We start from the raw sequence: 22214 nt of genomic DNA, 5'->3' as shown, positions 1-22214 counted from the left end.
CCCCGTGGCCGGGACGCCGGCGGCGTCCTCCCCCCGAACGGCTGTGCCAAGGGTTTCCCACCGGCGTTGTAGAATCATTGTGGAAACCTTGAACCGCCTGTTCGGCGGGCATTTCGGCATCGGCGTCCCTCATTGCGCGGTTGTCGTCACGGGGGAGGGTCGGGCCGACGTTGGAGTTCCGGTTGCTCGGCAGCATCGAGGCGTTCACCGGAGCAACGACGATCGACGTGGGGCACGCGCGGCAGCGTGGCGTGCTCGCGGCGCTGCTCGTCGACGCCGGCGACGTGGTGCGCACCGACCAGCTCGTCGAGCGGGTGTGGGGGACGCGCCCCCCACAGCGGGCCCAGCCGACCCTGTACAGCTACCTGTCCCGGCTGCGCCGCGTGCTGACGTCGCCGTCCGGCGCGCCGCTGCTGCACCGCCGCGCCGGCGGCTACCAGCTCGCCGTCGACCGGTCGGCGGTGGACCTGCACCGGTTCCGGGACCTGTGCGCTCGGGCCCGGTCGACGTCCGACGACGAGGCGGCCGCGGACCTGCTCGGTGCGGCGCTCGACCTGTGGCGCGGCAACGCGTTCGCCGACCTGGACACCCCGTTCTTCAACCTGCAGCGGCACGCCGCCGCGCAGGAGCGGCTCGCCGCCAAGCTGGACCGCTGCGACGTGCGGCTGCGCCTGGGGCACCACGGTGAGCTGCTCGCCGAGCTGCTCACCCGCGCCGAGGCGCACCCGCTGGACGAGCGCGCCGCCGGCCAGTACATGCTGGCGCTGTTCCGCAGTGGCCGCGCCGGTGACGCCCTCGCGCAGTACCGGCTGACCCGGCGCAGGCTGAAGGAGGAGCTCGGCGCCGACCCGGGCGCGGCGCTGCAGCAGCTGCACGAGCGGATGATCGCCGCCGACCCGGCCCTGCACGCGACGGGTCCACCGGCGGCACCGCCGGCACCGCCGGTGGCGACCGCCCGGCAGCTGCCGGCGCCGCCCGCGGTCCTGATCGGCCGCGCCCGGGAGCTCGCCGACCTCGACCGGGTCGCCGGGACGGGCGGGGCGGCGGGTGAGGCGATGGGCATCGCGGCGATCGGCGGCACCGGCGGCATCGGCAAGACCTGGCTCGCGCTGCACTGGGCGCACCGCAACCTCGACCGCTTCCCCGACGGGCAGCTCTACGTCGACCTGCGCGGCTTCGACGCCGCCGGCGCGCCGGTGCCGGCGTCCGCCGCCCTGCACGGGTTCCTCGAGGCGCTGCGCGTCGCCCCGGGCGAGATCCCGGCGGACCTGCCCGGCCGCACCGCGCTGTACCGCAGCCTCGTCGCCGGCCGCCGCATGCTGATCCTGCTCGACAACGCGCACAGCACCGCCCAGGTCGAGCCGCTGCTGCCCGGCAGCGCCTCCTGCATGGTCCTGATCACCGGCCGCCGGCAGCTGACCGGGCTGGTCACGGCGTTCGGTGCGCAGCCGGTCACCCTGCACGCGCTGCCCAGCACCGAAGGGCTGGAGCTGCTCGTGCACCATCTCGGCGGGCGCCGGGCGGCCCGGGAGCCCGAGGCGGCCAGCGCGCTCGTCACGCACTGCGCCGGGCTGCCGCTGGCCACGAGCATCGTGGCGGCCAGGGCACGCGTCCAGCCGGACCTGCCGCTGGCGGTGCTCGCCGACGAGCTCGGCGACCGTTCGGCGCGGCTGGACGCGCTGGACACCGACGACCTCAACGCCAACCTGCGGGCCGTGTTCTCCTCGTCGTACCGGGCGCTCGACCCCGACCTGGCGCTGCTGTTCGGGCTGCTCGGCGACGCGCCCGGCCCCGACGTCGGCCTGCCCGCCGCGGCCGAGCTGACCGGCTGGCCGGCCGCCCGGACCCGGGTCGCGCTGCGCCGGCTGGTGGCCGCGTACCTGCTGCAGGAGCACACGCCGGGCCGGTACCGCATGCACGACCTGGTGCGCCTGTACGCCGCCGAACGCTGCGCGCACGAGCAGCCGGCCGCCGTCGTCGACGCGGCTCGGCAACGGCTGTCGGCGTGGTGCACCGCCACCGCCGTCGCCGCCGACCGGCTGCTGTCACCGCAGCGCACCCCGATCACGACCGGGCCACCGCCACCGGCCGTGTCGGCCGTCCCGGTGGCGGACGCGGCCGCGGCGATGGCCTGGTTCGAGGCCGAGCACCGGTGCCTGCTCGCCCTGCACCGCGACGCCGTCGAGCACGGCCGCCACGCCGAGGCGTGGTGGCTCGCCTGGGCCCTGGACACCTTCCACTGGCGGCGCGGCCGGCTGCACGAGCGCGCCGCCATGCTCGAGGCGACGGTCCCGGCCACCGCCGCGCTGCGGGACCCGGCGACGGCCGCCCTCAACCACCGGCTGCTGGGCCGCGCGTACGTCCCGCTCGGCCGGCACGACCGCGCGCTGCACCACCTGCGGCAGGCGATGCGCGGCTACGAGGCGGCCGGCGACCCGGGCGGCCAGGCGCAGACCGAGCTGAACCTCGCCCTCGCCTGGGAGCACACCGGCGAGCACCGGCAGGCGCTCACCCACGCGCAGCGGAGCCTGCGCCTGCGCGCCGCCCTGGGCAACCCCGCGCGGGAGGCCGAGGCGCTCAACGCGGTCGGCTGGTACCACGCCCGCATCGGCAACCACGAGGAGGCCGCCGAGTACTGCCGGCGCGCCCTCACCCTGTGCCGGGAGCTCGGGTTCCTCGAGGGCGAGGCGTACACCAGCGACAGTCTCGGCTACGTCGCCCACCACAGCGGCCGGCTCGCCGACGCGGCGGGGCACTACGCCGACGCGCTGCGGCTGCGCCGCGAGCTGGGCGACACCTACGAGGAGGCGGACACCCTGGCGCACCTCGGCGACGTGTACCGGGCCCAGGGCCGCACCGGCGACGCCGCGGACGCGTGGCGGGCGGCGCTGGCGCTGTACGAGGCGCAACACCGCTCCCGCGACGCGGCGACCGTCGCCGGCAAGCTCCTCGACACCGCGGGCCGCCCGCCGGCGCCCGGTCAGTCCAGCGCCTGACGCGCCACGACCGGCGGCTCCTTCCCGGACAGCAGCCAGCCGCCCGCGTACGCCACCGCCGGCAGGCCGACCAGGATGGCGAGCAGGCTCGCCGCCGGCGGGTGGCCCAGCCAGTGCGGTGCGCGGACGTGCCAGGCGAGCAGGGCCAGGTACGCGCCGCCGGTGCCGATGACCGCGCCGAGCAGGGCCAGGGCGCCGGCGGTCGCGGCGGTGAGGGCCCGGCGGGTGCGCCGCGGCGCCCCGGTCGCGGTCAGGGTGCGCAGGTCGCGGGCGCTCTCGCCGCGGATCAGCCCGACGGTCATCGCGAGCACGCCGAGGGCGAGCGCGATGCCGGTCCCGGTCGCGTACGCGGCGACCCGGGCCGTGTCGGCGCCGGTGGGGCGGGCCTCGACGTTGAGGCCGGCCGCGGAGGCGGCCCGCTCCGCCCGGTCGATCTGCTCCTGGGTGAGTCTGGCCGGGGCGTGGATCAGCCAGCCGCCGGGGATCTCGGTGAGCTTGAGCGTCTCCATGGCGTGGGCGGTGATCAGGGTGCCGGGCAGTGACGTGTAGGTGGGCAGGTCCGCCTGCTGCACCTTGGGCCGCCAGCCGGACCGGCGGTTGGGGAAGATGTCGTACCCGTCGTAGCCGGCCCGCCAGCTGACCAGGTCGGTGTCGGCGGCGATGCCGGCCGGGTCGATCCCGTAGTGGCGCAGCAGCTCCGGCGTCGCGACGAACAGCGGGTCGGCGTCGTCGCTGCTGTACCGGTGCCGCGTGCGCCCGTCGATGGTCTCGATGGTCGGCCGGCCCATCTGCTGCACCGGCCGCCCGCCCTCGGCGCCGCCGGGTGTGGGGGTGTCCGGGTCCAGCGCGGCGTGCAGCGGCAGCACCGACGTGCCGTGCAGGGCGGCGGCGATCGCGTCGACCTGCTGCCGCGCGGCGGTCTCCTGTTCGGGGGTCAGCGACGGTACGGGCCCGTCGAGGCCGGACGGGCCGACCCAGACGATCAGCTGGTCGGCGGGCAGGTTGCCGCCGGTCGGCGCGGCGGCCTTGGCGACGGCGACGGCGGCGCTGAGCGCGATGGCGGCGGCGATGCCGACGGCGAGGACGATCGCGGCGAGCGCCGCGCTGGAGCGTGCCCGGTACCGGGCCAGGTCGCGCAGCGCGAGCCGGGGCGCCAGGGGAGCGAACCGGGCCAGCCGGCCGCCGGCGGCGATGCCCGTCGGGGCGAGCAGCAGCAGCCCGGCGGCGATGCCGAGGACCCCGCCGACGATGTACGGCGCCCGGTGGCCGCGGGAGGCGACGATCGCGCCGAGCCCGGCGGCCAGCAGCACCACGCCCGGCAGCGCGAAGCGGTGCGCGGGGCGCGGCGGCACGGGCCGCGCGGACAGGGCCGCGACGACCGGCATCCGGGCGGCGGTGCGGGCCGGCCACCACGCGGCGCCGATCGCGGTGACGATCGCCAGCAGGACCATGCCCAGCAGCGGCAGCCACGGCAGGTCGAACCGGTCGATGCGGTGGGCGAGCAGCGGCTCCATCCGCGGGCCGAACGCCGCCCAGGCGGCGAACCCGGCGGCGGCGCCGGCGAGCGCCCCGGTGACGCCGATGACGGCGCCGTTGGCGACGACGACGAGCCGGACGTGCCGGTGGCTGGCGCCGATCGCGCCGAGCATGCCGAGCGAGCGCATCCGGCGCTGCGCCATGACCGTGAACCCGGCCGCGGCGAGCAGGCCGACGAACAGCAGCCCGATCGTGGCGAGCACGAGCACGCCGATGGTGGCCGGGTCCTGCTCCTCGTTGCGGACCGTGGTCGACATCCCGTCCGGCCGCGACACGCTGCGGAACTGCGCGTCGGTGACCCGCAGCAGCACGGTGGAGCGTTCGGCGGGGGTGGCCTGGCCGGGGGCGACGAGCGCGAAGCGGTCCCGCAGGTTCAGCGGGTTCTCGACGAGGCCGACCACGGTGCGGCGGCGGCCGCCCTGCTCCCAGGTGCCGCCGACGGTCAGCCGGAACAGCGCCGCGACCTGTTCGGTGACTGCGACCTCGGCCGGGCCCTGCGGGTAGCGGCCGGTGCGCAGCCGCAGCGTCGACCAGCCGAAGGGACCCGCCGGGTCCTGCGCCCGCAGGTCGATCCCGCTCGCCGAGCCGGGCAGCGGGATGCTCTGGTGGTCGATGACCTCGGCGGTGCCGAAGGCGGCCCGCAGCGCGGCGACGTCTGCGTCGGCCTGCGCGCCGGTGCTGCGCAGCGTCGCGATGCGGTTGGCGGTGCCGTACGTGGCGGCCTGCGGGTCGATCGCGTTGCCGGCGAACCCGAGACCGACCGTGGTGGCCGCGACGGCGAGCAGCACCAGCGTCAGTACCAGCGACTGCTGCCGCCACTCGCGGCGGAACAGCCGCCACGCCCAGCGGATCACGGCCCGCCGGGCGGGCAGCCCGCCGTGGCCGGTGCCGAGGACCAGCGGCCGGTCCTGCACTGCGACGCTCACCGGGCCGGCTCGCCGGTGAGCAGGGACTCCGGGCCGGGGCGGGGCGAGGTGCGGTCCACGATGCGCCCGTCGCGGATGAACACGACCCGGTCGGCCCACGAGGCGAGCTGCGCGTCGTGGGTGACGACGACCGCGGCGAGCCCGCGTTTGCAGGCGGCGAGCAGCATCCGCATCACCGCCTCGCCGTTGGTCGAGTCGAGGGCGCCGGTGGGCTCGTCGGCGAGCAGCAGCCGCCGGTCGCCGACGACGGCGCGGGCGATGGCGACGCGTTGCCGCTCGCCGCCGGACAGCTGGTCGGGGAAGCGCGCGGCCCGGTCGGCCAGGCCCAGCTCCTCCAGTGCCCGCATGCCGGCGGCGCGGGCCTTGCCGGCGCCGGTCCCGTCCAGTTCCAGCGGCAGCGCCACGTTCTCCGCGGCGGTGAGGCCGGGCAGCAGGTTGAAGTCCTGGAAGACGTACCCGATGGCGCGGCGCCGCAGCCGGCTGCGCTCGTCGCGGGACAGGGTCGCGAGCGGCTGCCCGGCGACGTGCACCTCGCCGCTGGTCGGTGACTCGAGGGCGCCGGCGATGGTGAGCAGGGTGCTCTTGCCGGATCCGCTGGGGCCCATGACCGCGACCATCCTGCCGGGCTCGACGGTCAGCTCGACGTCACGCAGGGCGTGCACCTCGTCGGCGCCGTCGAGGTACGTCTTGGACACCTCGTGCATGACCAGGACCGCGCTCATCGCCGCACCCCCGTCCGGCGGCGGATCTGGGGTGTGGCCGGCGACGGCGCCGGCGGGGGAGGCTCGAGGGCGGCGCGCTTGAGCCGCCCGTCGGCGGTGTCGAGCCACTGCACGACGGAGTCCAGCCGGTACAGCTCGGCGTCGACCACCAGGGCGAGCCCGAGGTCGAGGTCGCCCTCCTCCTCCTTGAGCCGGGTCCACTGCTGCATCAGCTCCACCAGGTAGCGGCGGTGCGTCTGGATGACCTCGTGGACGTCGACGCCGGGCAGCCGCACCGCGACGAGGACCTTGATGACCAGCTCGTCGCGGGGCGGCGACTCCAGGTTGGGCGGGGTGCGCAGCCAGCCGTCCAGCTCCTGCGCGCCCTCGGCGGTGATCCGGAAGCCCCGCTGCGGCCCGGGCTCGGCGTCGTCGTCGGACTGCACGAGCCCGTCGCGCTCCAGCCGTTGCAGGGTGGTGTAGACCTGCCCGACGTTGAGCGGCCACACGTCGCCGGTGCGCGCCTCGAACTCCTCGCGCAGCTGCAGCCCGTACTTCGGACCCTCACTGAGCAGGGCCAACAACGCGTGCCGGATGCTCATGGCGCTACCTTCCTCGATATCATGACGGGTATAATACTCGGTATACTCCGTCTGTCGAGGCCCGCTGCGAGGTGCCAGGGTCAGAGGGCGGCGGCCACGGCGGCCCGCAGCTCCGGGAGCCGGTCGTGCAGCAGCCCCGGGCATTCGGTGACGTTGAAGTCCTTGTGGCCGTAGATCTCGGTGGCCGGGATCGCGTACTGCTGGCAGGTGAAGGCGCAGAACGCCACCAGGCTGTTCCACAGCGCGGCCGGCGGCTGCACGGTCAGGTAGGTGCCCTCGTTCTCGATGCCGATCGCCTGGTCGTTCTGGCCCTTGCAGTGCGCGCCCTGCACCATGGTCTGGCCGTGCAGCAGGGCGTACAGGCTGCCGTGGCGGCCCTCGGTGAGCCAGCCGCCGCGGCTGTTGGTGAAGTGCTGGCCGCTGTCGAGCCAGCCGTTGCCGTCCATGTGCAGGTCCTGGATGTCCCGCGAGTTCTGGAAGGCGTGCGCCTGGGAGTAGTCCGTCGAGTTGGCCATCGCCGTGTGATGCACGATGATCTTGTTCGGCCGGTGCTGGTCGACGGTGACCGCGCCCGCCGGCGGGCGGGCGCCCCAGGCGCCGCAGCTGGCGATCGAGGGCTGCTCGACCGCGGCGGCGGCCGGGTCGGCGGTGGCGAGCAGCGGCGCGGCGCCGCCGAGCAGGACGGCGCCACGCAGGACGCCGCGACGAGTGACCATGAGTGCCTCCGGCTGTCGGTGCCAACTTTCGGTCCGCATAGAAGTTTGTAAACTTCTTGCAGCGGGGCACGCTACACCTGGTCACGGCCTTGTGTCCATCGATCGAAGCCACTGTAAATTCTCGGCGGAGTTCGACGCTCACCTATTGAAAGTTTCCGACGGTCGTGAGCTAATCGGCGAAGCTATCTGCCAACCCCGGAGCACACCCCCCGAAGGAGGCGCACCGTGTCCAAACGACGGCTCGGCGCACTGGCAGTCCTGTCCCTCGCGGCCGCCCTGCTCACCACCGCCCTGACCGGCAGCCCGGCCTCGGCGGCCACCGTGACCTACGGCCAGGACGTCTCAGGCCACCAGGGCAACGTGAACTGGTCGGCGCAGTGGAGCGCCGGCTCCCGGTTCGCCTACATCAAGGCCACCGAGGGCACGTACTACACCAACCCCTACTTCGCCCAGCAGTACAACGGCTCGTACAACATCGGCATGATCCGCGGCGCCTACCACTTCGCGATCCCGAACGGCGGCGGCGGCGCGGCCCAGGCCGACTACTTCGTCGCGCACGGCGGCGGCTGGTCCAGGGACGGCAAGACCCTGCCCGGCGCCCTGGACATCGAGTACAACCCCTACGGCGCCACCTGCTACGGGCTGTCCCAGTCGGGCATGGTCAGCTGGATCCGGGCCTTCCTGAACCAGTACTACGCCCGCACCGGCCGCTGGGCGACCATCTACACCACCACCGACTGGTGGGTCACCTGCACCGGCAACTACAGCGGCTTCTGGGCCAACTCGCCGCTGTGGCTCGCCCGCTACAGCAGCTCCCCGGGCACCCTCCCGGCCGGCGCCCCCACCTGGTCGTTCTGGCAGTACTCCAGCACCGGCCCCTTCGCCGGCGACTCCAACCAGTGGAACGGCGCCCTGGACCGGCTGAAGGTCCTGGCCTGCAACGGCCCCTGCTGAGCCCGCACGCGCATCGCCCCGGGACCCGCTCCCGGGGCGATGCCCGTCTCACCGCCCGGCCCGCCGGCTCGTGGTGGAACATGGCACCCCCGCTGTCGCCCGGTCGGGCAGAATGTTCGGGTCTTTCGGTCGGGCGACTGGAATTGGTCATGATCATCCAGCACGTACCGGATCAGGCGGGAGTAGCGTGGTCGGGGCAACGGCCGTGATCCGGAACCGTTGCCGCTGACCCCGCCGCCGGCCGTGGCGCGGGGTCGCTGGCCGGTGTCCTCACCAGGGCAGCACCTCGACAGACAGGACCCGGCGATGAGCGAGCTGACCGCCCACGTCGACCTGCCGTTGAACGAGACCGCACCGGCGGTCGCCCGCCGTTCCCTGCAGACGACGCTGTTCGCATGGGGCTTCTCCGATCAGGACTGGCTGAACGCCGCGATCCTGGTCGTCAGTGAGCTGGTCGCCAACGCGGTCCGGCACGGCGGTGGGTGCCTGGCGCTGGAGCTGCGCGCGCACGAGGCGCAGGTCACCATCTGCGCCGCCGACGGTTCCGCGGTCGTGCCGCGCCGCCGCGACGACCCGGACGGCGACAGCGGCCGCGGCCTGGCCATCATCGAGGCCCTGTCGCAGCGGTGGGGCGTGGAGAACCACCAGGGCGGCAAACGGGTCTGGGTCCTGCTCCAGCCGCACCCGGCGGCCTGACGACGCAGCCGGCCACCACGAGCGCCGGCGGGGCGGACGCGTCGCTACCCTCAGCGATCCGTCGCGGCCGCCCGGGTGCGCCGCCGGTAGTAGGCGATGGTGACGGTGAGCAGCAGCGGCCCCCACAACAGCAGGGGAGCGTAGGCGGCATAGGCGAGCCCGGCGCCGTCGGTCTGGTCCGGTGGGGGACAGGCCGGGTCGTACGGCGGTGGCCGCCGCCACTCGAACACGGGGTTGAGGACGGCGTACGTGTAGACGGCGAAGATCAGCGCGGCTCCGGCCCCCGCGACCGCGGTCGCGGCCGTCACGGCGACGGGCCGCCCGCCGATGAGCGGCAGCCGGCGCGGCACGACCTCACCCCAGCGGCTGACCAGCCCGACGGTCAGGCAGGCGGCCGTGACGGACACGACGGACAGCGACACGACGTACGCCTTCTCCCAGCTGCCGCCGCGGAAGCAGGCCTGGTTGCCGTACAGGACGGCGTTCAGCCGCCAGAGGGCCGACGGCAGGACGCAGACGGGCGTGGCATATGCGGCGAGGCGGACGGCCCAATGGGCGGGAAGGGTGGTCACGTCGGTCCGGGTGCCCACGGCAGCGCGCACCGGTCGGCCTCCTTCGGTCCGGTGGGCCGGCGGCCGGCTCATCGGCCCCGCCTGGACAGGGCATCGGCGACGGCGACGGCGCCGTTGTCGCGCACGAGCCGCTCGCGGGCCTCGGCCGCGCGCCTGCTCAGCAGCGGGTTCTCGATCGCTTCGCGAACCTCGGCGGTCAGCCGGGCCTCGGTGAGCCGGGCCGAGTGGATCGGCTCGGTCGCCACGCCCAGGCGGCGCAGCCGGTCCGCCCAGAAAGGCTGGTCCAGTGTCGTGGGGACCGGCACGGACGGGATGCCCGCGCGCAGGGTGGCGGCGCTGGTGCCGGCGCCGCAGTGATGGACGGCCGCGCGGACGCGCGGCAGCAGCCACGAATGCGGGACGTGACCGACGGTGTGGATCGTGTCGTCGTCGACCCGAAGGTCGAGCCAGCCCGAGTGCACCACCATGCGGATGCGCAGGGCCCTGGAGATCCGCCGCAGCATCGCCTGGAGTTCGGCTGCCGGGGCGGGCAGGGTGCTGCCGAAGCCGACGTAGATCGGCGCCGGGCCGCAGCCGAGGAAGTCGACCAGGTCGGGGTCGGGCGTCCAGTCCGACGGTGCCGGGGGCCACCAGTAGCCGACGACGTCCAGACCCGGGCGCCAGTCGGCGGGACGGGGCACGACGGAGGGACTGAAACCGTGCAGCACCGGCCACCGCCGGTCGCGCAGCATGCGCAGGTGGTCCCGGGCGGAGACGGCGGGCAGGCCGTGCCGCTGCCGCAGGGCGTTGACCACCGCCATGTGCGGCCGCACCATCAACGCCTGTACCCGGCGGCCCAGCGCCCGGTTCACAGCCGGGCCGAAAGAGCGGGCGCCCATCGCCGCCGGGGCGAACGCGCCCGTCGGTTCCAAGGGCTGCAGGTGCAGTCCCCAGCTGGGCACGCCGCGGCCGTCGGCACTGTGCACACCCGTCCACGCCATCGCCGACAGCAGCAGGTGGTCCGTCCCGGCGCACGCGGCGTCGACCGCCTGCGCGATGTCCCAGACCCACGGGGCGTACAGCTGCTCGATGGCCTTCGCCGCGCTGCGGACACCGTGCCGCAGCCGTTCGCCGAGCTCGTCGGACACGGAGTCGCGGGGCTCCATCGGTACGAACGCGTAGCCGAGCCCCGCGCCGGCGACGAACGGCTCGAACGACTTGTGGGTGGCGATCGTGACCTCGAAGCCCTGTGCCGTGAGCTGCTGGCCGAGCCCGAGGTACGGCAGCACGTCCCCGGTCGATCCGATGGCTGCGATGCAGACACGCATGGGTTCCTCCCCTTGCACCGCCCACGTAGGGGCGCGTTCGTCACTGGCCTGTCGTGTCGACCATGCCGGCTCCCGCGCCGGTGGTGCCATCTGCCGAACGGCAGATCCTGACCCCCGGCCGGCACCGGACCGCCGCGCCGCCCCGCGCTGAGCGCAGGCTGATAAGCGTTGTCCACGGCGCCGAGCCGGTGCCTACCGTCGGTGTCGTGCACCCACGGGATCTCACCGGAGCCTTCCTCGCCGCGGCCGGGGCGGCCGGTGGTGCCCTGCTCGCCGCGCGGACCGACCCGCACAGCGCGGTGCCGGCCGCGCTGGCCGGTGGGCTGGTGCTGGCGGCGGCCGTGAGCTGGCCCCGCGCCAAGGCGTGGGTCGCGTGGGCGGCGGCGGTGACGGCGGCGGCGTCCCTGACCGGGACCGCGCACCTCCTCACCACCGGCCGGGAGCACGACGGCGACGGCGGGCTGATCGCATTCATGGAGGTCGGTGGTCTGCTGACCCTGCTGGCGCTGGTCGTGCGCTGGACGTCGTGGCGGACGACGCTGCTGGTGGGCGGTGCGACGGCGACGGCCGTCATCACCTGGATCCTGCGGTACCTGCCGTCGTACGAGCCGCTGGCCGTCGTCGGCGGCAGTGCGTCGATGGCTGTGCCGGCAACGTTGGCGATCGTCGTCGGCGGTTATCCGCGGCTCGCGCAGGCCCGGCTGGACCGGTCGGTGCGCTCCGCCCGGCGGGCGCAGCGGCTGGAGATCGCCCACGACCTGCATGACTACATCGCCCATGACGTCACCGCCATCGTGGCGCAGGCCCAGGCCGCGCGGTACGCCTTCGGCGACGATCCCGCCCGTCTCGCCGGGACGCTGGCGCGCATCGAGACGGTGGGTCTGCAGGCGCTGTCAGCGATGGACGAGATGGTCGCCGTGCTCGCCGACGCCGAACCCGCGGCGGCGACACGTGCGCATCCCGACCCGGGTGACCTGCCCGACCTCGTCGAAGGGTTCAGCACCGAACGCGGCACCTGCCGGGTCGACTTCGCTCAGGACGCGCGCGCCGCCGACCCCGCGGCGACGTCCTGGCAGGTGCGGGCGGCGACGCACCGCATCGTCGCCGAGGCACTGACCAACGTGCGCCGGCACGCACCCGCCGCCACGCGGGTCGCCGTCACCGTCCACGTCCGCGACGACGACCGGCTCGTCGTGACGGTCGTCAACGACGCCGGTGCCGCCGGGTCACCTCGCCGGCGCGCCTCCAGCGGGACGGGACTGCACACCATGCGTCAGCGCGTGCAGGCGCTCGGCGGAGACCTCACCGCCGGTCCGGACAGCGGCGGCCGATGGGTCCTGCGGGCGCGACTGCCGATGCGGCCGGGAACCGGCCATGGCTGACCGGCGGATTCGGGTGCTCGTGGCCGACGACCAGCGCGACGTCCGGGGCGCCTTCCGCCTGATCGTCGACGCCCAGCCCGACATGGTCACCGTGGCCGAAGCCGCCGACGGACGGTCGGCGCTGGAGGCCACCCGCCGCCTCAAACCGGACGTCGCGCTGTTGGACATCCGCATGCCCCATGCCGACGGGCTCGCGGTGACGCGTGCGCTGACCAGCGACCCCGCGACGGCGGACGTGCGGGTCATCGTGGTGACGACCTTCGACCACGACGAATACGTGGCCGAGGCCCTCGCGCTGGGCGCCTGCGGGTTCCTGTTGAAGCGCTCCGGGCCGACCCTGCTCGTGGAGGCCATCCGAGCGGCGGCGCACGGGGACCTGCTGGTCAGCCCGCAGGTGACCGTTCGTCTGCTCAGCCGCCTCGGCGCGACGCGACGGCCGGTCACCCACCCCGGAACGGGCATCCTGAGCGGCCGGGAGATCGAGATCGTGCGGCACGTGGCGCAGGGACGGACCAACGCCGAGATCGCCGGCGAGCTGTTCATCTCGCCGGGCACGGTCAAGACCCACCTCGCCAACATCGGCGGCAAGCTCGGACGGCACAATCGGGTCGGCATCGCGGCCTGGGCGTGGGAGCAGGGCATCGTCCGGCCGTCCGGCTGACCTACGCGGCCGGCGGACCGGCGACCCGCACGGCTTCGCGGACGATCGTGGTGCCCCGCCCGCAGCGGCGGCAGGTCCCACGCCGGCGCAGGTGGTAAGCGATCGTGGCGGCGCCCAATGCCACGCCCCACACCAGGTACAGGATGCCCGGCGCGTTGAGGGCCCACATGTCGCGGCTGACCTCCATCCGGAGGTTCATCATGCCGGCCGGGACGAGCACGACGGACACGACGGACGCGGGCACGACGGCGAGCGCGGGCGGCACCGGCCGGCCGGCCTTCCACCAGATCCACCGGGGGTAGATCTCCCCCCAGCGCCGCACGAGACCATGGGTGAGCACGCCGCCGAGCGCCGACGCCACGGCAGCGCCGAGCCCGACCTCGAGCATGCCCGGCGTGTCCCGCATCATGCGCAGGAAGTCGTCGGTGATGCCGAGCGGGTACCCGAGGTACCAGGCGATCCTCGTCACCTCGTACGGCAGCGGCGCAAGGCAGGCCACCACGACGGCCCACTCGCCCCACCGGCGCGACGCGGCTCGGGAAGGTCTCGCCCCAGGACCGCCACCACGGCCGCAATGCGGGCAGCACTTTCGCGCCTTGCGCTGGTACGACAGGGTGGCCGCCGCCCACAGCAGGCCGCCGACGAACATGATGACAAGGTTCGTCCGGTGCCAGTACACGATGTCGCCGAGACCGTCCTGCGGTCCCGGCACCCCGGTGAAGGCGAAGACCAGCAACAGTGGTGCGAACGCCACGAGAGCGAGCAGGAAGTAGTCCGGGACGACGAGCGCGAGGACGACCGCCATCGACCAGCCGAAGAGCACCAGAGCCTTCGCTCCCCGGCCGTTGCCGGCCCCTCTCGCCATGGCCAGCCCGGCGAGCGTGCCCAGTGCCCCGCACACCGCCATGATCGGCGCGACGATCTCGGTCCTGCTGCCCTCCAGGACGGAGCCCGACACGTGGGCCATGTCGATCGGCTCGAAGGGAAACCCGTCGCCACCCATCGACCAGAAGAACCCGAGCAGACCGTACCCGAGCGACCAGGCGGCTGCGGCGTATCCCGACCACTCGGGCCAGCGCCCGACCCACCGAACGAGTATTCCCATGCCCGTCAGCGTCCGGCAGCGCCGACCCGCGCGACCATCTGCCGGACGGGAGACGGTCCTGCCGCACGAGCGGTCTCCTGCGCCGATCGGCAGGTGCCGCCGCGTCCAGGTGCGGGCCGGTCAGTCGGCGACCACGAGCGCCTGCGGTGCGGACTGCTTCATCCGGGTCCGCAGCCACTTGAGCTGGGTGGCGGTCTCGCCCTCGCAGGTCCGCACGACCTCCACCAGGTCCTCGTCGCGCACGCCGTGGGCGGCCTGGCCGACCACCGTCCAGCAGATGTCGCACTCGGCCGCCATCAGGTACAGGTCCTGCAGGTCGCGCAGCAGGCCGATGCCCCCGGTGCGGGTGCCGCCGAACAGCTCGGAGTGCAGCCGGTCCGGCTCGTCCGGGGCGTGCTCGCGGTACCGGCGGGTGAACGGCTCCAGCTGCCCGGCGTGCCGGTCGCACTGCTGCGCGAGCCGCCGGCACAGGTGGTGGATGTCGGGCTCGTCGCCGTGCGCGTCGGCGACCTGGCGGAAGGCGTCGGCGAGGTTCGTCTGGGCCCGGTGCAGCAGCCCGAGGTAGTGCGCCAGGTGCATGTCAGTGCCCTCCGGTGCGGGACGTGGCCGCCGCGGCCGGGCCGCCGGCGGTGGGTGGCACGGCCGGGTCGAGCGGTGCGCTGCCGCCGACGGTCGGCGCCGGTGACGGCACGCCCCCGGCGCCGGCGAGCTTGCCGACCGCGACCGCGGCGACCTTGAAGATCGGCTGCTTGGAGACCGGGTCCCAGGCGGTGACGGTGAGCTCGTTGGCGGCTCTGGGCGTACGGTCGGCGAGGGCGACGTCGAAGTAGCCGTAGTGGAACGGCACGAACACCACGCCCGGGCGGATCCGGCCGATGCGCGCGCGGGCCTGGATGGCGGCGCGCGGGGACGCGACGCCGACCAGGTCGCCCTCGACGATGCCCAGCCGGTCGGCGTCGCCGGCGCTGAGCTCGACCCAGGCGTCGGGGGCGGCGGCGTCCAGCTGCGGGGCGCGGCCGGTCTTCGTGCGGGTGTGGAACTGGTACACGGTGCGGCCGGTGGTCAGCAGCATCGGGTACTCGTCGCTGGTGACCTCGGGCGACGGCTGGTAGTCCACCGCGTGCAGGAACGCCCGCCCGCCGGGTTGCCTGGCGCGGTACTCCTGCGCGGTGAACTCCGCACCCGTGGCCAGGTCGTGGCCGTACGTCTCGCAGTAGTCGGGGTCGGTGTTGAACACGCCGTCGGTGTACAGCCGCTCGGCGCCGCCGGGGTTGGCCTCGGTGCACGGCCACTGGATGCCGCTGCCGCCGCGCAGCCGGTCGTAGGTGATGCCGGTGTAGTCGCACGGCCGCCCGGCGGAGCACGCCTTCCAGGCCTCGAACGCCGCCTCGGGGTCCTTCCACGGGATGAGCGGGGCGCCGTCGCGGTCGCGGAAGTCCATGCGCCGGGCGTAGTCGAGGAAGATGTCAAGGTCGGGGCGGGCCTCGCCGGGCGGCTCGACGGCCTTCTCGCTGAGGTGGACGGTGCGGTCGACGCTGGTGAACGTGCCGGTCTTCTCCGCCCACGTGGCGGCGGGCAGCACCACGTCGGCCAGCTCGGCGGTCTCGGTCAGGAACAGGTCCTGCACCACCACGAACAGCTCGGGCCGGCGCAGGACGCGCCGGATACGGGCCAGGTCCGGCAGCGACACCGCCGGGTTGGTGGCGCTGATCCACAGCAGCTTGATGGAGCCCTGCTCGGCGTACCGGAAGATCTGCATCGCGTGGGTCGGCGGCGCCCAGTGCGGGATCGTGGCGGGCTCGACGTTCCACAGCTCGGCGAGCTGGCGGATATGCTCCGGGTTGTCCCAGTTGCGCAGGCCCGGCAGGTCGCCGTCGGCGCCGGTCTCGCGGGTGTTCTGCGCGGTCGGCTGCCCGTTCATCTGGTACAGCCCGGCGCCGGGCCGCCCGAGCATGCCGCGGACCAGGTGCAGGTTGTTCACCGCGCAGGACGCGGCGGTCGCCTGGTTGGACTGGTAGAACCCCTGCAGCACGGTGGACAGCACCCGCCGCGACGTGCCGAGCAGCTCCGCGGCGCGTTCCACGTCCGCCGCCGGCACGTCACAGATGTCCGCGACCCGCGCCGGCGGGTAGCCGTCCACGACCGCGCACAGCTCGTCGAAGCCGATGGTGTGCGCCGCCACGTACCCCTCGTCGACCCAGCCCCGCCGGATGATCTCCCGCAGCAGCCCGTTGAGCAGCGCCAGGTTCGTGCCGTTGCGCACCGCGAGGTGCACGTCGGCCTCCCGGGTGACGGCGGTGGAGCGCGGGTCGACGGCCAGCATCGCCGGCGGGTTCGGGCCGCGGCGGCGGTCCAGCATCCGCATCCACAGCACCGTCTGCGTCTCGGCGACGTTGTGCCCCCACAGGGCGATCGCGTCGCAGTGGTCGACGTCGGTGTACGAGCCGGGCTGCCCGTCGGTGCCGAAGCTCGCCTTCATCGCCGCGGCGGCGGTCGCCGTGCACAGCCGGGTGTTGCCGTCCATGTGCGGGGTGCCGAGCCCGGCCTTGCCGATGACGCCGAGGGTGTAGTACTCCTCGAGGAACAGCTGCCCGGAGGTGTAGAAGCCGAAGTGCCCCCAGCCGCCGGGGCCGTCCAGCAGCGCCTTCGACCGTGCGACGATCCGGTCCATCGCGGTGTCCCAGTCGGTCTCCACGAGCCGGTCGCCGTCGCGGACCAGCGGCCGGGTCAGCCGGTCCCGGCTGTGGTTGGCCTGCCAGCCGTAGAGGTCCTTCGGGTCGAGCCGGCCGTGGTTGACCCGGTCGACCGCCCGGCCCCGCACGCCGACGATCCGGCCGTCCTTCACCGCGACGTCCATCGCGTCGCCGTTGGAGTGCAGCACCGACGCGCTCTGGAACCAGCCGTCGACGTCGTCGTCGGTGAGCCCGTCGGCGAGGTACCCGTCGACGCGGACCGGCCACGGCTCGCCCGCCGCGTACGGGGTGCGCTCGCCCCACGGATCGGCGATCCGGTCAACCTTGCGATCAAGCACGGCAGGCCCTCCTGAAGCTGCTGCGGGCGGGGATGGTGGCCCGTTCGCTCCGCTACCCGTGCGGCGGCGCGGCAAACGACGTTCGTCAGTCAGTGACCGCCGCGGCGGGTTTCGCGGTCGCCGCAGCGGGCAGGGGATCCGCAGAGCCGATGGAGGGAGTGATCATGCCTGCCCGTCAGGAGATGCCGAGCACGTTGCAGCGCTCGCCGAAGAAGGCGCAGGAGACCTGGATCCGCGCGCACGACTCGGCGGTCGAGACCTACGGCGAGGGCGAGCGTGCCCACCGCACGGCCTTCTCCGCCCTGAAGCACTCGTTCGAGAAGGTCGGCGACCACTGGGAGCCGAAGTCCGGCGGCAAGAAGGGGCCCAGCGACGAGAAGGCCGCCGGTGGGCGCGGCACGCCCGGCCGGACCGCCGGCGGCGTCGACGCCAACGCCAGCAAGCAGCACCTGGCCGACGTGGCGAAGCGGCTGGAGATCCGCGGCCGGTCGCGGATGACCAAGGCCGAGCTGGTCGACGCGATCCAGAAGGCGAACAACCGCAGCACCCGCAAGGCCCGCGGCAAGTAGTCTTCGCCGGCGGCCGCCTACGGGTTGTCGCGGTCCGGCAGCAGGGCCGTGCGCAGCTCGTGGGCGCCGTCGGGGCGGCGGGCCTCGAAGTAGGCGCGGCGGCCGCCGCCGGGCAGGGTCAGGATCTCCAGGTACCGCACGTCGGCGACCGGCTCGGCGCCCACCGCGACCAGCCGCGGGCCGTCGCCGGCCGGGACCGCCCGGCCGCAGCGCTCGAACCAGTTCTCCTCGCGGGTACGGCGGCCGTCGTAGAACCCGGAGCCGTCCGGCAGCACGCAGGTCAGGCGGGCGCCGCGGGCGTCCCACTGCCCGGGGCGGCCGGCGAGGACCGTGCCGTGCGACGCCCAGCCGATGCCGTCGACCGAGGTCAGGTGCCGGGTGTACATCCGGTCGTCCGCGCCCGGCACGTCCAGCGGGTGCACGCACACCCAGGCCGCCCAGCCGCCAGCGGTGCGGTGCACGACCGGGTCCTTCACCGTCTCCAGCGGGCCGCCGAAGGTCAGCTCGCGCAGCGCCGCGCCCGGCAGACCGGTCACGTGCGCCGCCTCCAGCAGGCCGATCCGCCACGGCGCGCCGTCAGCGGGGGAGTAGCTCGGGTACAGCCGCCAGCCGCCGCCGGTGCGCACCAGCGCCGAGCGTTCCACCATGGCGACGCCCAGCGCTTCGGCGGTCAGCTCGAACACCGGCGCGAACCGGACCCCGTCGGCGGAGCGGGCCAGCACGAGGGCGTCGCCGTCGCCGCGGGTGCGGTACAGCAGCAGCACCGTGCCGTCCGCGTCGAGGACGGCGGCCGGCGCGCCGGCCCAGCGCTGGGTGCCGGTGACGGGTGGGGCGGCGACGAGCTCGGAGTCGTGGAGGTCCATGCCCTCGACTGTCGCCGCCGGCGGGTCAGTGCGACACTGGCAGCAATGCCAGGGTTCCGGAACATTCAGCCACCGCTGCGGGTCGCGGCGCTCGTCGGCGGCACGGTCGCCGCGTTCGAGCTCGGCATCCTGTGCCAGGTGTTCGGGCTGGACCGCACCGACGACGGGCTGCCCGCCTTCGACTTCGCGGTCTGCGCCGAACGCCCGGGGCCGGTGCCGACCAGCTCGGGCTTCGCCGTACACGTGCCGCATGGACTCGACCGGATCGCCGCCGCCGACATCGTCGCCGTGCCCGCCTGGCCGGACCTCGACGCCCCACTGCCGGCGGCGGTGGGCGCGGCGCTGCGGGCCGCCCACGAGCGGGGCGCGCTGCTGCTGTCGATCTGCTCCGGGGCGTTCCCGCTCGCCGCCGCCGGGCTGCTCGACGGGCGCCGCGCCACCACCCACTGGCAGACCGCGGCGCTGCTGCGCACCCGGCACCCCAGGGTCGACCTCGTCGAGGACGTGCTCTACGTCGACGAGGGGCGGATCGTCACGGGCGCCGGCGCCGCCGCGGGAATCGACGCCTGCCTGCACGTCGTGCGCCGCCTGTACGGCTCGGCGACCGCGAACGCGCTGGCCCGGCGGATGGTGGTGCCGGCGCACCGCGAGGGCGGCCAGGCGCAGTACGTCGAACGCCCCCTGCCGCCGGTGACCGGCTTCGCCGACGTCCTGGACTGGGCCCTGGAGCACCTCGCCGAGCCGCTGACCGTGCAGCGGCTCGCCGACCGGGCGAACATGTCGAGCCGCAGCTTCGCCCGGCACTTCCGCGCCACCACGGGCACCACGCCGCTGCGGTGGCTGCTGCAGCAGCGGCTGCACCGGGCGGAGCTGCTGCTGGAGACCACCGACCTGACCGTCGACGCGGTCGCCGCCCGGGCCGGCTTCGGCAGCGCGGACACGCTCCGGCACCACTTCGGCGCCCAGCGCGGCACCACCCCCCGGGCCCACCGGGTTGCGTTCAGCTCACCCGGATGACGGGCGCGCCACCTGAAACCCGCTGTCGGTCGTCGATGTGCGGTGCTACAAAGCCACGGTGGAGAAGACGTTGGAGTTCGCCGACCTGCTACGCCTGATGGACGACCGATCGACGGCCTTCCAGGCCGCGGTCGCCGCCGCGCCCAGCCTCGACGTGCGGGTGCCGACGTGCCCCGAGTGGACGCTGCTCGACCTGGTGCAGCACCTGGTGGACGGCCGCTACAGGTGGGCCGCCACGGTCGCGGCGGGCCCGGCCGACGCTCCTACGGTTGTGTCCGCCCCGGCGACGCCGCGCGAGCGCGGGGCGGTGCTGGCCTGGTTCGCCGCCTCGGTGCGCGAGCTGTTGGACGCGCTGCGGCAGGCCGGACCCGACCGTGGCTGCTGGACGTGGTGGGGCACCTCGCAGTCGCCGCAGACCAGCGGCGCCGTCGCCCGGCACCAGCTGCAGCAGCTCGCCGTGCACACCTATGACGCGCAGGTCGCGGTGGGCGCCCCGCAGCCGCTGCCCGACGACGTGGCACTCGACGGCGTGGACGAGTTCCTGACCACCTGCTGCGCGACGGCGTCGCCGTGGCCGCACCAGCCGGCGGTCGTCGACTATCACGCCACCGACGGCGGCTCCTGGCGCCTGTGGCTGTCCGCCGACGGCGCCCGCACCGCCCACCTGCCGAGCGGCGCCGCCACCGGTGAGGGCGGGGAGAGGGCTGACGTCGCCGCCTGGGGCACCGCCAACGACCTGGTCATGTTCTTCTACGGCCGGATCACCGCAGCGTCCCTGCGGGTCGAGGGCGACCCGGGCATCTTCGACCAGCTCATCGCCTGGGAACCGGAATGACGGGACCCGACGCGCCCGTCAGGTAACGAAGGCGGCGATCGCGGTGACGGTGTCGACGGCGTCGACGAGGAACGGCGCGACGGATCGGACGATTGTCATGGTGTCATGGCAGGCGCGACCACCACCGCGATAGTTGTATTGTCGAACCAATTGGTTGTATGGTCGAACCATGTCTGATCGCGACCTGGAACAGGCCCTGCTGCTGCAAGGTCGGATCGCCGCGTTCGTGCGCGCGTTCGGGCTGCACCAACCGGACCGGACCCCGTGCGGGACACCGGTGCCCGTCTCAGAGGCGCACGCGATCGGCGAGCTGGACCGCGACGGCTCGATGACCCAGAGCGAGCTGGCCCGCCGGCTGCATCTGGAGAAGAGCACGGTCAGCCGTCTGGTGGCGCAGCTGATAGGCCGGGACTGGGTCCGCCGGGTCAAGCACGACGGCGACGCCCGGGTGGTTCGACTCGAGCTCACCGCCGCCGGCAGCCGCGTCGCCGGCGAGCTGGCGGCCGCCCGCGCGGCCCGCTTCGCGGACCTGCTGCGCAACATCCCGGAAGCACAACGGCCCGCCGTCATCGACGCGGTCACCACCCTGGTCGCCGCCGCCACGCGGCAGCCCGCACCGACCGGCGGCACCCGTGGCTGACACTCTGCGCGACGCGGATCAGCTCCGCCGTGATCTGGTCGCGTTCTTCGACCCGAGCCGGTGGCGCTCGCCGCTGGCCGGGTTCGAGCACAGCGGCTTCGCCCTGGTGGAGGAGGTCCAGGGCTGGCAGCCACGGTTCGTCGTCGACGTCGGATGCGGCGACAACCCGTTCAAGGGCAAGATCGCGAACCTGATCGGGATCGACCTGGTCAACCCGGCCGCGGACCTCGTCTGCGACCTGTTCGAGGCGCCGGTCCTGCCCGGATCGATCGACGTCGTCCTCGCTCTCGGCTGCGTCAACTTCGGCGGCCGGGACCTCGTCGAGCGGCAGCTGCGACACCTCGGCTCGTGGCTGACCCCGTCGGGACGGCTCGTCATGCGCGCCAACCCCGGCCTGCCGATGAGGCCCGGGCTGGAGTTCTTCGCCTGGTCGGCGGAGAACGTCGACCCGATCGGCGCCGCCGCCGGACTCCGTCGCGACGGGCCGACCCGCTACGACACGTACCGCAATTACAGTGGCGCCGCCGAACCCCGCCTGGTCTGGTGCTATCGACCGGCGACCGTTCGATGACCGCCCCCACCGCCGCGACGACCGGCCGGCCCGCCGGGCGGTGGAGCCTCGGTGCGGCGCTCGGCGCCGTGTCTGGCCTGGCGCCGCACCTGCTGCACCACGTCGGCCTGCTCACCGGCGCGGCGCTCGTCGCCGGGTTGGGAGGCACCGTGCTGTTCGGTGTGCTCGGCCTGGCCGTGATGGCGCCGATGCTGGTCCGTCTACGCCGCCGCTTCCGCTCCCGGTGGGCACCGGGCATCGCGGTGACGCTGTTCGCCGCGATGTTTCTCGTGTCGACCTTCGTCATCGGGCCCGCTGCGGGCGTCTCGACGGACCGTCCGGCGGAGCCGAGCCACGCGCCCGCCGGGAATCAGCACACCCGCCATCATCCATGACGGCGGATCGCGTCAGGGGCGCCGGGCGGCGGCGATGACGCCGTGCACGGCGTCCCGGACGCGGGGGTGTTGGTGTCGCGGTCGAGGGCGAGGTGGAATCCGGGCTCAGCTGCCGTACTGAGCGCGTCCACCCGATCGAGTGAAATCGGTCCGGCAGAAC

General features: G+C 74.3%; 22 protein-coding genes. 11 read left to right on the top strand and 11 right to left on the bottom strand.

Annotation, left to right across the window (positions count from 1 at the left end):
* The first annotated feature begins 170 nt into the window (after nucleotides 1-170).
* On the top strand, nucleotides 171-2996 hold the full coding sequence (locus tag OP18_RS26295; protein WP_033361717.1) for an AfsR/SARP family transcriptional regulator: 2826 nt from the start codon (nucleotides 171-173) through the stop codon (nucleotides 2994-2996).
* On the opposite strand, the gene OP18_RS26290 is transcribed toward OP18_RS26295, so the two are convergent.
* The 4 genes from OP18_RS26290 to OP18_RS26275 all read right to left on the bottom strand — a co-directional run bounded on the left by OP18_RS26290 (nucleotide 2981) and on the right by OP18_RS26275 (nucleotide 7477).
* Nucleotides 2981-5458 (bottom strand): FtsX-like permease family protein, encoded by a 2478-nt coding sequence (locus tag OP18_RS26290; protein ID WP_063745592.1) that lies wholly within the window; start codon nucleotides 5456-5458, stop codon nucleotides 2981-2983. The two genes, OP18_RS26295 and OP18_RS26290, sit on opposite strands and share 16 nt — an antisense overlap.
* Entirely contained in the window at nucleotides 5455-6180 is a 726-nt protein-coding gene (locus OP18_RS26285) for an ABC transporter ATP-binding protein (RefSeq protein WP_033361716.1), read from the bottom strand. Before OP18_RS26285 ends, OP18_RS26290 begins: the two co-directional genes overlap by 4 nt.
* Nucleotides 6177-6761: a PadR family transcriptional regulator gene (locus tag OP18_RS26280; RefSeq protein WP_033361715.1), complete on the bottom strand. Its 585-nt coding sequence runs from the start codon at nucleotides 6759-6761 to the stop codon at nucleotides 6177-6179. The genes OP18_RS26285 and OP18_RS26280 overlap by 4 nt, the downstream gene beginning before the upstream one ends.
* An 80-nt stretch (nucleotides 6762-6841) precedes the next feature.
* Complete coding sequence (locus OP18_RS26275; RefSeq protein ID WP_033361714.1) at nucleotides 6842-7477, bottom strand: peptidoglycan recognition protein family protein; 636 nt, start codon at nucleotides 7475-7477, stop codon at nucleotides 6842-6844.
* 225 nt (nucleotides 7478-7702) lie between these two features.
* On the opposite strand from OP18_RS26275, the gene OP18_RS26270 reads away from it, so the two are divergent.
* Together OP18_RS26270 and OP18_RS26265 are read left to right on the top strand one after the other, a co-directional pair.
* On the top strand, nucleotides 7703-8431 hold the full coding sequence (locus tag OP18_RS26270) for a lysozyme (RefSeq protein ID WP_033361713.1): 729 nt from the start codon (nucleotides 7703-7705) through the stop codon (nucleotides 8429-8431).
* A gap of 306 nt (nucleotides 8432-8737) precedes the next feature.
* On the top strand, nucleotides 8738-9127 hold the full coding sequence (locus OP18_RS26265; protein ID WP_033361712.1) for an ATP-binding protein: 390 nt from the start codon (nucleotides 8738-8740) through the stop codon (nucleotides 9125-9127).
* Between the two features lie 50 nt (nucleotides 9128-9177).
* Here OP18_RS26265 and OP18_RS26260 read toward each other — a convergent pair whose 3' ends face one another.
* Nucleotides 9178-9729: a hypothetical protein gene (locus OP18_RS26260; RefSeq protein ID WP_156089794.1), complete on the bottom strand. Its 552-nt coding sequence runs from the start codon at nucleotides 9727-9729 to the stop codon at nucleotides 9178-9180.
* Nucleotides 9730-9767: 38 nt separating this feature from the next.
* A complete protein-coding gene (locus OP18_RS26255) occupies nucleotides 9768-11006 on the bottom strand; it encodes a glycosyltransferase (protein WP_033361711.1) in 1239 nt (412 codons plus the stop codon).
* A gap of 206 nt (nucleotides 11007-11212) precedes the next feature.
* Between OP18_RS26255 and OP18_RS53045 the strand changes: the two genes are divergently transcribed.
* Together OP18_RS53045 and OP18_RS26245 are read left to right on the top strand one after the other, a co-directional pair.
* Nucleotides 11213-12388: a sensor histidine kinase gene (locus OP18_RS53045; RefSeq protein WP_156089793.1), complete on the top strand. Its 1176-nt coding sequence runs from the start codon at nucleotides 11213-11215 to the stop codon at nucleotides 12386-12388.
* Entirely contained in the window at nucleotides 12381-13049 is a 669-nt protein-coding gene (locus OP18_RS26245) for a response regulator (protein ID WP_033361710.1), read from the top strand. Before OP18_RS53045 ends, OP18_RS26245 begins: the two co-directional genes overlap by 8 nt.
* A 1-nt stretch (nucleotide 13050) precedes the next feature.
* On the opposite strand, the gene OP18_RS26240 is transcribed toward OP18_RS26245, so the two are convergent.
* The 3 genes from OP18_RS26240 to OP18_RS26230 form a co-directional block, all read right to left on the bottom strand.
* Complete coding sequence (locus tag OP18_RS26240) at nucleotides 13051-14154, bottom strand: hypothetical protein (RefSeq protein WP_033361709.1); 1104 nt, start codon at nucleotides 14152-14154, stop codon at nucleotides 13051-13053.
* Nucleotides 14155-14274: 120 nt separating this feature from the next.
* A complete protein-coding gene (locus OP18_RS26235; RefSeq protein ID WP_033361708.1) occupies nucleotides 14275-14733 on the bottom strand; it encodes a hypothetical protein in 459 nt (152 codons plus the stop codon).
* A 1-nt stretch (nucleotide 14734) separates the two neighbouring features.
* A complete protein-coding gene (locus OP18_RS26230; RefSeq protein ID WP_033361707.1) occupies nucleotides 14735-17185 on the bottom strand; it encodes a molybdopterin oxidoreductase family protein in 2451 nt (816 codons plus the stop codon).
* Between the two features lie 164 nt (nucleotides 17186-17349).
* Between OP18_RS26230 and OP18_RS26225 the strand changes: the two genes are divergently transcribed.
* On the top strand, nucleotides 17350-17754 hold the full coding sequence (locus tag OP18_RS26225; RefSeq protein ID WP_033361810.1) for a ChaB family protein: 405 nt from the start codon (nucleotides 17350-17352) through the stop codon (nucleotides 17752-17754).
* Nucleotides 17755-17771: 17 nt separating this feature from the next.
* Here OP18_RS26225 and OP18_RS26220 read toward each other — a convergent pair whose 3' ends face one another.
* Nucleotides 17772-18617 (bottom strand): glycoside hydrolase family protein, encoded by an 846-nt coding sequence (locus tag OP18_RS26220; RefSeq protein WP_033361706.1) that lies wholly within the window; start codon nucleotides 18615-18617, stop codon nucleotides 17772-17774.
* Between the two features lie 45 nt (nucleotides 18618-18662).
* Between OP18_RS26220 and OP18_RS26215 the strand changes: the two genes are divergently transcribed.
* Entirely contained in the window at nucleotides 18663-19634 is a 972-nt protein-coding gene (locus OP18_RS26215) for a helix-turn-helix domain-containing protein (RefSeq protein ID WP_052387342.1), read from the top strand.
* Between the two features lie 58 nt (nucleotides 19635-19692).
* Nucleotides 19693-20469, top strand: coding sequence for a maleylpyruvate isomerase family mycothiol-dependent enzyme (locus OP18_RS26210; protein ID WP_033361705.1), 777 nt, complete (start codon nucleotides 19693-19695; stop codon nucleotides 20467-20469).
* Between the two features lie 18 nt (nucleotides 20470-20487).
* Here the strand turns inward: OP18_RS26210 and OP18_RS57570 are convergent, their stop codons facing one another.
* On the bottom strand, nucleotides 20488-20640 hold the full coding sequence (locus OP18_RS57570; protein ID WP_156089792.1) for a hypothetical protein: 153 nt from the start codon (nucleotides 20638-20640) through the stop codon (nucleotides 20488-20490).
* Here OP18_RS57570 and OP18_RS26205 point away from each other — a divergent pair.
* From OP18_RS26205 to OP18_RS26195, 3 genes are read left to right on the top strand one after another with little or no spacing between them, the layout of a single operon-like run.
* Nucleotides 20639-21109 (top strand): MarR family winged helix-turn-helix transcriptional regulator, encoded by a 471-nt coding sequence (locus OP18_RS26205; RefSeq protein WP_033361704.1) that lies wholly within the window; start codon nucleotides 20639-20641, stop codon nucleotides 21107-21109. The two genes, OP18_RS57570 and OP18_RS26205, sit on opposite strands and share 2 nt — an antisense overlap.
* Nucleotides 21102-21680, top strand: coding sequence for a class I SAM-dependent methyltransferase (locus OP18_RS26200; protein ID WP_033361703.1), 579 nt, complete (start codon nucleotides 21102-21104; stop codon nucleotides 21678-21680). Before OP18_RS26205 ends, OP18_RS26200 begins: the two co-directional genes overlap by 8 nt.
* Nucleotides 21677-22054, top strand: coding sequence for a hypothetical protein (locus OP18_RS26195; protein ID WP_033361702.1), 378 nt, complete (start codon nucleotides 21677-21679; stop codon nucleotides 22052-22054). Before OP18_RS26200 ends, OP18_RS26195 begins: the two co-directional genes overlap by 4 nt.
* Nucleotides 22055-22214: the final 160 nt, after the last annotated feature.

The organism is Dactylosporangium aurantiacum, assembly GCF_000716715.1.
GTDB classification, from domain to species: domain Bacteria; phylum Actinomycetota; class Actinomycetes; order Mycobacteriales; family Micromonosporaceae; genus Dactylosporangium; species Dactylosporangium aurantiacum.
The sequence above is the reverse complement of the archived record's forward strand: the minus strand, read 5'-3'. Positions and strand labels throughout refer to the sequence as shown.